Below are 14,112 nucleotides of genomic sequence, written 5' to 3' on the forward strand. Positions count from 1 at the left end.
TAATAAGAAAAAGGCTCAATTCATTGATATAGGAAACGAGCAAATTTAATTAAACCCACCAACACCCATGTATTGCCACATACACTCCGCACAGGACGAGAGTGTGAATAGATGCTAACAATTTGCTAAGCAATCAAATGAAAAACAGTAAAATAGCGTTGAAGATGTTATAACACAGATATCTACAAACCTAGATATACCGCACTTTTTGCATAAATTGTTAAAGATATTACAAACTTTCATCTTACGTGGACTGTGTGGTAAGGATTTATAGGGAGGGTTTAAAAATTGTTTGATGAGTTCGTGAATGATCTACTACTTCTTCAAGTAACGTAAAATTAACGTCATATCTCCGGAAATCAAATAGATTAGAGGAATCAACTTTTACGTCTCTTGAAAAACACATATTTTCAATTGAAACGGCGGTTATGTTAGGCGTAGTTGAGGAAAAGTTTAGTTTTCTAAAAGCCTATTCACAAGTAAATGGAGCTAAAAAACATTTTTCTCTAAATTGTTGCATATAATAGAAAAACTATGAAAATTGTAAAAATATATTGGGGTGATAGGAATGCTCAAGCAAGAATTAGTCAACCGGATGAAGCAATTGCAAGAGAGGTTAACTACGAACGAATATGATGCTTATATTATTACTGCCGAAGAAGACATCTGGTATTACACAAACATTACATATAAACCAGAGGAACGCCCCTTTTTCATCATCGTTGTTCCTGATCAAACACCTACATTACTGGTACCAAAGCTTGAAGAATCCCACGTACATAAAAGTATTATCAATTATGATATTGTTTCTTATTGGGAGTTTCCATCTTCAGAGGGCAGCAATTGGTATGATAAACTAAATCAGTTGATCCAAGGTTATTCACGGGTAGGAATCGAGAGTAACGTGCGTGCAGACGTATATCATCTCATACAAGCAAAGGAACTAGTTTTAGCACAGTTGGTCGAAGTACAACGTAAAGTGAAAAGCGTCTATGAACTTGAAAAAATCCGCATGAGTGCTAAAGTGTGCGATGAAGCAATGAGGGATATTTTTAATACGATTTATCGCGGTGCCAGTGTGTTAGAGCCATTTACCTTGTCAAAAAAAGTACAAACCAACCTTATAAAAACAAAGCAATTTGACCCAATCACAACTTCATTGCTCACAGCAGTTTGGAATGCACCGACAAGTGCGATGCCGCATAGTATTCCTGAGTTAGGTGATCGATTTGGGGATGGACCGAACGTCGCAATGGCCTATTATCGAATTAACGGATACTCAGCAGAGTGTGAACGGACGTTTTTTATTGGACAACCTACTAAAGACGATGTGGATATGTTCCAACATATGCAAAACGCACGAAATCGAGCGTTGAATTTGGTGCGAGCGGGTGTAAGGGCAGCAGTCATCGATGCAGAGGCAAGAGCTTATTTTGATCAACATGGGCTACTTAATCGTTTATTACATCGTACCGGGCATGGAGTCGGCTTGCGAAATCACGAAGGACCGTATATTGCAGAAGGTAGCAACGAAATATTAGCGGAAAATATGGTGATTACGATTGAGCCAGGCATCTATATTGAGGGGGTAGGCGGCTATCGACACTCCGATACCATCCGTGTAACCAAGGATGGCTATGAAATGCTTACAACATTTCCTACTGATTTAGTAGATATGACGATCACCAAATCGAACATATTGGCAAAGCTAAAAGGGAAGTTTATACAGAAATATTTGAAGCTTTGATGTTAAGTTTTAAGTTTGGCAGTAGCAATCTTGATAACTTCTACAATGGAATTCTTTTTGTTTATGTTGAATAGTACTGTAGTACAGGTGAAACGAGTAATATGATAATAAGAGGGTGACCTACTCAGGGTCACCTCTTATTTGTGGTAGGGATGATTATTATTGATACAATATGCTCGATATATCTTTTTAAATAATATTGTTGTCTTAAGCCGAATGTCCATATTACTTATAGTTATTGTTCTATCAGCCTAGATATTTTATTTGCTCACTATTATTGAAATATCAGAAATTCAAGTCACACATAAACCTTGTATTTAGTATAATCGATGAGTTGGTTATTGTATTATGGATAATAGAACGACTATCTCAATAAGTATTTATAATATTAAAATTGGGTCTACACCAAAACATTCTCTTGAGCTAAAAACTACGTAAGCACATGGAACGGAAAGCGTCCGCCTGTAGTGGAATGTGCTGTCAAGTGCAAAATTTGGTGTAGAGCCTTAAAATTAAGGAGAATTACATGTCCTGGAGTAAATTGAAGCAAAATCTGGAGAGCTTTCTCTGTCCTGCATTATATGGAAGGGTTGAATACCGTGCAACCAGCTATCGTTATTTACCTGATAAAGCAGGAACTTGTCATATTGCGGTAGATAAAAAGAATGTACTCAATATGAGTGACAGTACTACCTTAATCAGATGGTATCAGACGGAGCAGGAAATTAAGAATGATTCAGCTATCCAAATTCCTATCAACAATGAGGAAATTGAAGCGGTAAGAAAAGAAACCAAGGGAATAGTTCCAGAGGATCGTCTACTAGTAATTGCAAGGAGTAGAAAATTATCAGCACATGCAAAGGAGCTTTTGTCAGCGCAGTCATCATTAAGTAAATCAAATTTTATCGTTGTAGCTAATAAGTTTTTATCCACTCCTATAGAGGAAAGCTTAGAGAGTAATGATATCCTATTGAATATTCTAGCTTTGGTGGACAGACGGATTGGGAAAAAACGAATTTTAAACATGGCCGAGAAGATGAAGTTAAAGCATCCAATTGTACAGTATTTTTATGAACTACGGCTTAGTACATTATGATAATAAATAACTCATCACCTGAACATCACTTATTGCCAAAAATTTATCGCCATGTAGGTTTTGGTTTTATCCATGATCTGATTCTCAGAAGAACGGAACACTTACCATCTTCTGGAAAACTTTCGTTACTTATTGATTTCATTCATGTTCAATCCAAGAGAATTTATACATTTGTTTTTGAAAAAAGGTGAGAAGGGTATTAGCAAAGAAATTACAGCTATTACAGTTAACTCAATTTATATCATGGCAGCAATAGGTTTTAAAATGGATAAATATACTGAGTAAGAAGCATGGATTGAAATTGTTCTATATTACACAAAAAGAAGGGAAAAACCCTTCTTAGATAAAAATTCTTTATTTGATATAGGAAGATTTATTCCATTATCTGAACACGAATTTAATTGACATGTTGTCCCTGATTCTCAAGTAAAATATTCGAGTTTCGCATTTGGAAAGAATTTTTCCATATAGCTGTACAACTGCGCTTTCATTTCATCCTCTTCTTCTTTTTGATAAATGTATTTCCCAATTCCATACTTTCCCCACTTAATACGCCTTGAGGATTCATCTAACTCTAATTTAGTCTTTGGATAGTTTTTCTCAATGACATTTTTTGCAGCCTTTGTAAATCGGTGCTGTATGAATTCAAACGTGATATCTTCTCGAGCGTCTTGAGGTAACTCCGCATCAAGACGCTCAAACATATGATAGTAGCCTTCCTTCCACCTTTCATGAAGGTAAATAGGTGCTACGATAAAACCAAGTGGATAACCCGCTCTTGCTACTTTCCCAGCTGCTTCAATACGCTTTGCTAGGGGTGAAGTACCCGGTTCAAAGTGTTTAATGACATAATCTGCATTGATACTAAATCGAAATCTTGTGTGGCCATTATGCTTAGCATCGAGCAAGTGATCGACATGATGAAATTTTGTTACAAACCTTAATCTTCCTAATTCCGTTTGGCCAAAATGTTCAATTGCCCTTTTTAATGAGTGCGTTAAGTGATCTATCCCAACAATATCAGATGTACAAGCTGCTTCAAATCGCGTAATCTCAGGGGCACGTTCTTCTATATAGTGATCTGCCGCTTCTAAAATTTCATCGACATTCACATATGTACGAAGATACGGTTTACTTCCCATAGTTGTTTGTAAATAACAATAATGACAATGCCCCATACACCCCGTTGCAAGTGGAAGGGCATATTCTGCAGATGGCTTGGACGTGTCAAATTTCAGTGTCTTACGAATGCCTACGACGAGCGTAGACTTTGCAATACGATACTTTTGCAATTCATTGTCTCCAGGGAAATTTCGTATCTGATTATGTGAGGTCGTATTGCGAATCTCGATACCTAACCCTTCAAATTTTTCTTTTAGTTCCATACCTAGTGGATACTCCAAGGCTTTTGGTTCAAAATAAACAAGCTGAGGCATAAAGGGTTTATTCATAATCTTCTCCAAAACTGATGATAAGCGGATTTCGAATAGAAATAAAAGTAATATCTCCTGCTGCTGCTAAACACGTCATCACCTTCTTTTCTTATTTGACATTAGCTTGTCTAGAGAAGGGGATTTTATGATGTGGAAAATATTTCAATTCTCTTTTGCAAATAACAATTCAAAATAAAAACCAATACTAAGATACAAGGAGTGGTAAGCGAAATTAATATGGTACGGTTCTATATATGTTTTACTTCATTTCAGCCTTTCTATAAAGTATTTTAAAATCCTAGCAGATAAACCCCAGATTCTATAATTACCATAATCATAAAACCATGCTACCATTGGACGAGCTTTCCGTTAGTACAGATCACCATTTATGATTTTTTTTAACGGAAAATCCGTTGGAGGCTTCGGGTCAAATAGTAGAAAAGTTAACTTATAAGAATATAAAAGTTTTATTTGTTCAATTCTCAGGTACGTTAGTTGAAGATAAAAATGTTTGAAGATAAATAAAAAAGATTAGGTTCTACTATGGTAGCACCTAACCATTTATTAAAACCCACTAGCACCCATGAGTTACCACATACCCTCGACACAGAAGGAGTGTGTGAATAGATGCTAATATTTTGTTACCGCAATCAAATGAAAAACGGTAAAATTCCGTTAAAGATGTTACAATGACCATTTTTACAAATGTTGATATAGCGAACTTTACACATCGTTAAAGATATTACACATTTTCACCTTACGCGTTCACAACATTTACGAGTAGCCAATTAAATAAACAACTACCATAACAAAGACCGTTAGCACAGGGATATCAACGAATCCTTTTATTAGACGAGCACGAGCTCTTTGCATTTGTTCTTCGGATACTTGAAAAATAGTCCATACATTATGTTCAAAAGTTAGCTGTAGTATAGACTTTATGTAGGTGCGTAGGCCGAAGAAAAGTAGAGTTAAAAGTACAAACTTTGCCCAAACTGGTGTTACTAAAATAAGCCCGAGGCCAGTTAATAATAGGCGAAGATAGCCCCATTTATACTGCGATTGACGAAGCATCGTTTTACATAGTAATTCCTCGATAAAATAATCAGAACGACTAAACATACGTTTTGAATTTCTCCATAAAATGCGTGGTTTCTTCATTTTTGGAGCTAGCGTACTGCGAAGTTCTGGAGCTGTTTTGAAAATAGTACTTTGCCATTTATAAAATTCGACTTGATCGAGCTCAACTAATTGGTCAAAATGCTTCATGCTTTGCCCAAAATGACGGTTATAATATATGAGACAAGCAATACAAAGTATCAAGCAAATGGAGGCAGTTACTATAGGTGGTACATATAAAAATAACGCTATACTAGTTAGCCATACAACAACTGAAATACAAAATTGCTGCCACTTTTTTTGAATTCGTAAGTTTACCAATGCATTGTAAAAGCTTGCAGTGAACAATAGTAACAGATAGCTCAGCAAGTCTAGTATTGTCAGGTGATGCACTTTTATGAAAATTGGTGCTAGTAAGGCAAGATAAACGCCAATTCGACATAGATGTTTTGTTAATGTCCAAGTGAATCCGGCTCGTTTTAACTGGATCATCTGCTTACTGTCCTGGATTAAAAACAAGCGATCCGCTCGCTGTAAATATGTGCGAATGGTGGGCATGCCTGTGAATAAAAGTAATAGCATAATCCAAATAATGAGCGGAACTTGTGCCACCCAAAGTGTTTCAACATAAGTGGCAAAATCTTTATAAAGAAAAAAGCTAATAATCGCTGCTGGAACAACAAAATAGAGGGCAACTGTCCAGTCAATAACACTTGTGATTAGCTTAAAATTATTATGACGCTCTAACTTTCTTCGTGCATGAAATAGATTACTCATAGACTTTGACCTCAAGTAGTGCATCAAATACATCCAGCAGTGAGCCATTCTCCAGTGTAACTCCTACTCGCAGCGTTTCCAGTGTTCCTTGCTGTAGAATTTGCCCATTGTCGATCAGTACGAAGCGGTCACAAATTCTTTCCGCTGTATCAAGAGCATGCGTACTCATTAAAATCGCTGCCCCCTCATTCTTTAAGTCCTCTAAAATATGGAGCAACTTACGCATCGCCTGTGGATCGAGTCCCATAAATGGCTCATCCAAAATATAGGCTGACCAATTTTCAAGGAACGCTAAAATGAGCATGACCTTTTGCTGCATACCTTTTGAAAAGGACGTTGGAAATTCATGCAACTTATCCTCTAAATGAAATATCTCGAGTAACTCATGTGCACGCGTAGTCAGTTCTTTCTCCTTCCCAACTGTGCGCATGTAAAAATCAATATGCTCCCATAATGTAAAATACTCATATATTATTGGCCGCTCGGGTACATAGCCATATGCTTCAATTGAGATATTACCTTCCATAAAGGGGAGGACCCCCATAATTGCTTGTAGAGTGGTACTTTTGCCAGCTCCGTTCGAGCCAATTAAGCCAACAAGTTCACCACTGTGTACGTTAAATTCTATATTGGAAATAATCTTTTCCTCTTCCTGATAACCGCCTCTAAGTATAGCAACCCCAATGCTCATCTATTTCGACTCCCTTTCTACCTATGTTTACGGATAATAGACAATTGAAGTTTCAATTTTTGGAAAAAATAATTATTTCAAACAAACTTAGGGTAAATATACCTGCAGATTTGAGTTGAATATCAATGGTTTTAATAGAGTGAGTATATATTTATAATAGGTGTGTTTATTTAGTGAATATCGGGTTGTTACTTTTCTGTAAATTGGTTAATCAGCATACCCAAATGTATACAATTTTCTTACATTAACATCAAATTCAGTTTGTCGATTTTCGAAATATATAGTTGTTTAATAATAAATAAAATAATTTAGAAAATTTAACCTAAATTTAACCTTTGGTCTGTATAGTTAGTTAGTAACTATTACCTAAGGGGTGGTTTTTTGAAGGCTAATAATATAAGAATCGCAGACTTGAAGGGGTTATTTGTTGAGAAACGAATGCTGATGAAAAAAGGGAGTACAAGAACTATTTCGTTATTAAAAAATCGTAATATTCATTTTTTGCAAATCCAGTCTCATGAAATAGAGCATCATCATGCGGAAGATTCATCGATGCCTGAAAAAGTTGAGGAACTACAAAGTAATGTTACCTTAGATGTTCCAAGGCTTTACCCTAATTATGTAGAAGTTTTAGCAGAATTAAGTACGGATATTCGCTATGGTCATGCACTGAAAAGTGTGGAGGATATTAACTATGTGCGGAATTTATTTGAAAAATATATGAAGAATGTTCACTATCGAGAAATGCTTATTGCTTTAGAAAGGCATGATAATCATTCATATATGCATGCAATCGATGTTTTTACGCTATGTACGTTATTTGCCAAACAGGAAGATATTCCGAATTTAGAGCATTGTGCGATTGGATTTTTATTTCATGACATAGGAAAATTAAAAGTGGTCAGTGAAATAGAAAAAAAAGGATGTAGGCTGTCGAACAAAGAATTTGATAATAAGAAGAAACAAACACAAGATAGTTATGAGATATTTTGTGAATTGGAGTTGGAGTCAGTAGCATACTTAGCTAAGTTACACCATGAACATATAGTTAGAACAGGGTATACCGAGGAATTGACGTCGGCAGCACCGCCTAGGGAAGTATCAATTTTGCAATTAATTGATAGATACTCAGTTATCACGCTAAAAAAGGCATACAACGTCGAAATAGGGGCAGCAGAAGCAATTACTACTCTATATAAGGAAGAACACTTATTTGATAAAAAGCTTTTAGATCGATTTGTTGACTTTATTGGCATCTATCCAGAAAATGCTATAGTACTATTAACAGATGGATCTTATGCAATAGTTGAAAGCGTAAATAATATGTATCCATTGATGCCAATTATTAAAAGACTAGATACGTATAAATCGTTTATCTTACCAGTAGACTCCCGATTGAACATTCAGAAAATGTTATCACTTTATATTGGAAAACCAGAACAAATATTTTTTGAGTTTTGGCAATATTCAATTATTTGTGAGGTTGATATGATTGACAGCTACTATCAAAAATTGAAAGAGCAGTATGGTCCGTTTGAATGTTTTACAAAGATCTTTATCCCAACGTGGAAAATTTTCAATATTATGAAAGATCATGAGGTAATAGATGAAATTCGGTTAAGGGAAGTCCATTCGAAATTGAAAAATTTACTAAATAATTCTGAATTTCAATTACGTAAAGATAATAAAAAAATGGATGTCATTATCATATTAGTCAAAAGAGAGTCGAGAACTTCTGTACCTATACAATTAATAGAAGGACTATTTCAAACAAAAGGTATTTATCCGTTTTTATTGGATGTAGGAACAAATGAAGATGAGTTGTTAGAAATCGCAATGTATTGTAATGCATCTGCTATTTGTGTGATTGATAAAGAGTTTGAGCCAATACAATGTCAAGGTCGTAAATTGAATTTATATTTCATTGGCGAACATCAATTAGAAAATTTCATCTTTAGTTTTGCAGGTGAAGATTATAGAAATGTAGATATGGAGCTGAAATTAAAAGATTATGAGGCAGTGAAGAAGTTATTAGTGTGACGATAATCGAAGCATAGGTAGGTGTAGGGGATGGTTAATAAAAATATGGTTTTACAAACTACAACTGATTGGACTTTGCAGAGGAAATATATAAGAGAGTTTGACAGTATGATCCTTGTCAAGAGCCTTCACATGAGTTCGGCTGAGAAACGAGCAAAGTTGCAATATGAGTTTTCTTTGTTTGAAAAGGAACAAAATCCTTGGGTCTTAAAACCAATCGCCCTAGAATACGTTGACAAACAATTTGCTATTCTTTTTGAGGACTTTAATGGTATAAGTTTAAAAAGTTTGATGGCAAGTAATCTTTCCATTCATCACTTTTTAAAAATTGCAATTGAAATAGCAAATGCTTGCATCGACTTACAGCAGAAAAGTATACTTTTTCAAAATTTAAATCCACAACACATTCTAATAAATCCAATTTCATTTCAAGTCAAACTACTTAGTTCAGAAAGTAGTATTAAATTTGATATGGATTTGGTGATCGCAACCGATAATCCACATGAACGGAAGGAATACCTACCATACTTCTCTCCAGAGCAGACAGGTCGCCTGAATCGAGAGATCGATCATCGGTCGGACCTCTATGCAATGGGTGTTATTTTTTATGAGCTACTTTGTGGACAGCTACCGTTTCAAGCAAAGGATTCTGTTGATTTAGTTTATGAAATTATTACAAAAAAGCCTAATTTACTGTTAGAAATGAATTCCGAATTAACGCCAGTTGTAGCAAAAGTGATAGAAAAACTACTGGAAAAGGATCCTGAAAAACGCTATCAAAGTGCCTTTGGGTTAAAAGAAGACTTACTAAAAATTCAGCAAGGATTCGAAAAGGGAGAACCACACGAAGACTTCGAGTTGGGTTTGCATGATGTCAATGTAAATATGGGCCTCACAACAAAACTGTTTGGCAGAAAGAGTCAACTGAGGGAGCTTCAAAATACCTACAGGCAAGTAGAAAATGGTGATAAAAAAATTGTGCTTATTGCTGGGAGCTCTGGTTATGGGAAAACAGCTTTTGTACATGAATTGAAGCATGAAATAGTGTCTTCGAAAGGCTATTTTGTTGAAAGTAAATATGACCAACTACAACAACAGACAACTTTCGCTCCAATGATTCAACCACTGAGAAGTTTACTTAAACAGGTATATGTAGAAGGTGGAAAATCCGTTATTTTATGGAGGGGTTTGTTTAGTGAGGTAAAGCTAGTTTATAAAAATCAGCTAATGTTGCTAATACCTGAATTGAAGTGGTTTGTAGATGAAAGTAACTTTGGTCAGTCCGATGAGCAAGAAAACACAAAGGAGCTTAATGCTTATATATTCTCCTCTATTCAGAAGATATTGTTGACTTTTGCCTTACAGAAAAGAACGATTGTTTGGTTTATTGATGATCTACATTGGGCGGATAGCAGCTCCATTGAGATGTTAAAGCAAGTATTTGAGCAGCATCGAGCTGGCTATTTTTTATTAATAGCTACCTATCGACCAGAAGAAATACCCGATTTGAAAGAATTTATGAATTGGCAACATCAATTGCCAAGCTATAAAGTGATTACACTTCAATCATTATCTGAAGATGAAGTTAGAATGTGGCTTGAAGAATCGCTTAATGCTCAAACGCAGGCTATTTCACTATTAGCAAAGCAACTTCATATTATAACGAAAGGCAATCCTTTATTTGTCAAGGAAGCATTTCGAGTTTTTCAACGAGATCGTATCATCTTCTTTGATCTACAGGAGAAACAATGGCAACTCCACCTAGAAAAAATAAATCATGATTTTTTAAACAATGAATTGTTGTTATTTATCGAAAATAGAATGAAATTTTTAGAAGAAAATACGCGTGGGATTTTACAAATTATGGCCTGCTTCGGTACATACTTTGAGTTTAGTACGTTATTAAAGCTTTTACCTATCACTTCGAAAGAGTTGTTAGAAAAATTAGAAATCCTTGTAGAGCAAGGATTTATTGTAGCATTAGACGCTCATTTTAAATGGGCAAGTACCTTTGAACATGCAGGGATTTTAGATGAGTTTTCTTTGAAATTTAAATTCGTACATGACCGTATTCAGCAAGTCGCTTATTATAGCTTAAGAAACGAAGAACGAGAGAAAATACATTACAGCATTGGTAAATTACTAACAGAAAACACAGAAGACATTGATGAGAGTCTTTATTTAAACGAAGCGGTCAAACATTTTAATTATTGTAAGGCGTTACTCAGTGTTGATGAAAAACAAAATTTAGCGATGTGGAACTTTACATTAGGCTTAAATGCTAAAAAAGCAGGGCTATTTGAAAATGCATTATATTTTTTAACAACAAGTGTTGAATTATTACCTTCGAATCATTGGCAAGACTTACGAGAGCAATCGGTAGAAATATATGCACAATTAGGTGAATGTGAATACTTAATGGGGAACTATGAATTATCTGAGATTTATTTAAAAGAGGCTTTGAATCATTCTTCAACTGTATTAGAGTTACTAACAATTTATAATTTGAAAGCAGTTCTATACGTTGAATCAGACAATGAAATTATCGGTGTGGAAGCAGGTTTTGAAGCTTTACGTGTAGGGAAGATGAATATTCCAGAAGAACCGACAAAGTTACAAGTGGCCAAAGAGTTTTTATTGTTAAAGGTCGCACTGCAAAACAAGTCTACTCACAAATTATTAAACTTACCGCCAATTAAAAATAAAGAAATCGATTTATTAATTCAAATGATTATTAATATAACCGGTAATACGTATAATCTCAATGCAAATTTAACAGGCATGTTATTAATAAGAGGTATGCGTCTTCTATTAAAATATGGTGCTTCATCATCGAGTGGCATGGTGTTTATTAATTATGCATTATTATTAGATGTGGGATTTGGAGATACGAAGAACGCTTCTAAATTTGCAAAACTAGCCATTACCATCGCAGATAATCATAGTAACATGTTTATACAAGGTCATATTTATTTTGTATATGGTGTCCTTATTAATCATTGGACAAATTCATATGATAAAAATATTCACTATATTACGAAAGCTCAGCACAATTTTCAAGATATCGGACGGCATTATTTAGTATCTGCCAGCTCTTGTTTTATTTGTGCAATACAACTTGTACGTGGGGATTCAATTCAAGATATTAGCGCAGAAATAAAACGCCAGCAACAGGAGTTTTCCGCAAATGAAAAACCTTTGTCTGCCGACTTTTTGCAAGAAATGAAATTATGGATGGATGTACTCAGTAATTCTGACACAGTTGTCAATTGGGACTATCCAATTACAATAAAAGATATGCCGGCTATTCCAATTATGCATCACGCTATACGTTTGCAAATGTCTTTTTTATTACGTAATGAAAAGCAAGCGTTAGTCTATATGGAGGCATTAAAACAGCCTGTAAAAGAGAACTATACGTTGCTGTTATCACCTTCATATTATTTTTACCGTGCATTATGGCAATTTCACAGTATACATGAACGGACATGCTCGCATGAGGAAAAAAGAGTGTATCACCGTGAAATTAGACAAAGTATACGTAAGTTTAAAAAGTGGTCTAAATTTGCACCCCAAAATTATGAACATTTATATGTTTTATTGCAAGCGGAAAATTGCCGTATGAAAAGGCTTGAGGGAGAAGCTGTTCTCTATTATGATCGTGCAATTCAATTAGCTAAAATGCATCATTTTTTGCAAGACGAGGCAATTGCTTGTGAACGTGCAGCAAATTACTATGTGTCCCATCAAAATCAAGAAATGGCACAATCATATGTTTTACGTGGTATTCAGAACTTGAGGCAATGGGGAGCTGAGACAGTTGCACAATTTTGGGAGAATGTCTATGAGGTGAATCCTACGCCTCGCGTGCAGTCTCAAAATGATTTGCCGCTATCATTTGATATGCTAACAGTTTTTAAGACAACACAGTCTCTTGCAAAAGAAATTCGTATGGAAGACTTATTACGAAAAATGTTGTTTGCCTTATTAAAACATGCAGGTGCCGACATTGGTTATTTTATCAGAAACGTTAAAGATGATTTAGTTGTTGTAGCAAGGGCAGAAGCGAGTGCAGCAGATTTTACGATATTTGAACATCAATCCATCAATATGTTTAATGAAAGTATACAGGCTGTTGTACGTTATGTTTTACAGAGTGAAGAATTCATTATTATTCAAAATGCTCAAAATCATAATAAACTTAAAAGTTTTCCACCAACGGCAAAATCCATACTTTGCTTACCTATTCATCATAAAGGTGAAATAATTGCGCTATTACTGTTAGAAAATACTGTGATGACAGATGCATTTAGTTCCACACAGGTGGATTTGCTTAAAATGATATCTGGACAAATTGCCGTATCCATAGAGAATGCTCAAATCTATGAGGACTTAGAAAAACGCGTGAAAGAACGTACGAAAGAATTGGATGAGATGAATAAACACTTGAAAAATGCCAATGATCGTTTAGAAAAAAATGAGCTTGAGCGAAAAAATTTAATTCATAGTATCACACATGAGTTACGCTCGCCAATCACATCGACGTTAGGGTATATTGAGCTGATATTAGAAGGTGTTGTTACCGAAGAAAAACAAAGAGAAAAATACTTAGTGAGAAGTAAAGAACGGTTACTATTGTTGAATCTATTAATCGAAGATTTATTTGATTTAGCCAATCTAGAAGCAGGGAGAGCAGAGTATTCTTTGACAAAGATAAAGGTGGCTGAACTCTATGCGCAATTAGAGCATCAATATGAGGATGAAATACACAAGGCCGGTCTGAATTATAACTCAAATCTTCATGGAGACACAGAATCTTATGTATTAATTGATGTCCAACGTATTAAACAAGTTGTTACGAATTTAATGGTAAATGCTATAAAATATACAAAGAGTGGCGGTATTCATTTTTCAATGTTTGTTGAAGATGGAAGTCTAGTATGTTCAATCGAAGATAGTGGTATTGGGATTCCAGAAAAAGATATAGCATTTGTTTTTGACAATTATTATCGTGCTTCGAATATTAGCAATGTCGATTCGAATGGTATTGGACTAGCTATTTGCAAACAGATCATTGCACAACACCATGGTGAAATTTCCGTAGAGAGTATTGAACATAAAGGTTCCCGCTTTAGTTTTGTATTACCAGTTACAGCTCAAATAATTGAGCAAGAAGTAGTGAACTAAATAAGCTACAACGTAAAAAGTG

The 14,112-nt window shown here is 35.0% G+C and carries 7 protein-coding genes; 4 read left to right on the forward strand and 3 right to left on the reverse strand.

Going from position 1 to position 14,112, the window contains the following annotated elements; all coding sequences use genetic code 11:
- Positions 1-568: 568 nt before the first annotated feature.
- A complete protein-coding gene (locus tag ACIQ2D_RS04525; RefSeq protein ID WP_402860043.1) occupies positions 569-1,747 on the forward strand; it encodes a M24 family metallopeptidase in 1,179 nt (392 codons plus the stop codon).
- Positions 1,748-2,273: 526 nt separating this feature from the next.
- Entirely contained in the window at positions 2,274-2,843 is a 570-nt protein-coding gene (locus ACIQ2D_RS04530; protein ID WP_402860046.1) for an SF0329 family protein, read from the forward strand.
- 422 nt (positions 2,844-3,265) lie between these two features.
- Here ACIQ2D_RS04530 and splB read toward each other — a convergent pair whose 3' ends face one another.
- The 3 genes from splB to ACIQ2D_RS04545 form a co-directional block, all read right to left on the reverse strand.
- Positions 3,266-4,294, reverse strand: a complete 1,029-nt coding sequence (gene splB, locus ACIQ2D_RS04535) for a spore photoproduct lyase (protein WP_402860049.1) — start codon at positions 4,292-4,294, stop codon at positions 3,266-3,268.
- A 756-nt stretch (positions 4,295-5,050) separates the two neighbouring features.
- Positions 5,051-6,172 carry an ABC transporter permease gene (locus tag ACIQ2D_RS04540; RefSeq protein ID WP_402860052.1) on the reverse strand — a complete coding sequence of 374 codons (1,122 nt, stop codon included), beginning with the start codon at positions 6,170-6,172 and terminating at the stop codon, positions 5,051-5,053.
- Positions 6,165-6,863, reverse strand: coding sequence for an ABC transporter ATP-binding protein (locus ACIQ2D_RS04545; RefSeq protein WP_402860055.1), 699 nt, complete (start codon positions 6,861-6,863; stop codon positions 6,165-6,167). The genes ACIQ2D_RS04540 and ACIQ2D_RS04545 overlap by 8 nt, the downstream gene beginning before the upstream one ends.
- A 381-nt stretch (positions 6,864-7,244) precedes the next feature.
- Here ACIQ2D_RS04545 and ACIQ2D_RS04550 point away from each other — a divergent pair, with 381 nt between their 5' ends.
- Together ACIQ2D_RS04550 and ACIQ2D_RS04555 are read left to right on the forward strand one after the other, a co-directional pair.
- Positions 7,245-8,903 carry an HD-GYP domain-containing protein gene (locus ACIQ2D_RS04550; protein WP_402860058.1) on the forward strand — a complete coding sequence of 553 codons (1,659 nt, stop codon included), beginning with the start codon at positions 7,245-7,247 and terminating at the stop codon, positions 8,901-8,903.
- A 45-nt stretch (positions 8,904-8,948) separates the two neighbouring features.
- The gene (locus ACIQ2D_RS04555) at positions 8,949-14,090 is read left to right on the forward strand and encodes an ATP-binding protein (protein WP_402860630.1); all 5,142 of its coding nucleotides are present in this window, start codon (positions 8,949-8,951) and stop codon (positions 14,088-14,090) included.
- Positions 14,091-14,112: the final 22 nt, after the last annotated feature.

This window comes from Lysinibacillus sp. NPDC097287 (assembly GCF_044761695.1).
Classification (GTDB): domain Bacteria; phylum Bacillota; class Bacilli; order Bacillales_A; family Planococcaceae; genus Lysinibacillus.

Excerpts from the sequence above, each read along its gene's own strand:
- splB (WP_402860049.1), bottom strand. The coding sequence starts at position 4,294 with ATGAATAAACCCTTTATGCCTCAGCTTGTTTATTTTGAACCAAAAGCC.
- ACIQ2D_RS04545 (WP_402860055.1), bottom strand. The coding sequence starts at position 6,863 with ATGAGCATTGGGGTTGCTATACTTAGAGGCGGTTATCAGGAAGAGGAA.
- ACIQ2D_RS04555 (WP_402860630.1), top strand. The coding sequence starts at position 8,949 with ATGGTTTTACAAACTACAACTGATTGGACTTTGCAGAGGAAATATATA.
- ACIQ2D_RS04530 (WP_402860046.1), top strand. The coding sequence starts at position 2,274 with ATGTCCTGGAGTAAATTGAAGCAAAATCTGGAGAGCTTTCTCTGTCCT.
- ACIQ2D_RS04540 (WP_402860052.1), bottom strand. The coding sequence starts at position 6,172 with ATGAGTAATCTATTTCATGCACGAAGAAAGTTAGAGCGTCATAATAAT.
- ACIQ2D_RS04525 (WP_402860043.1), top strand. The coding sequence starts at position 569 with ATGCTCAAGCAAGAATTAGTCAACCGGATGAAGCAATTGCAAGAGAGG.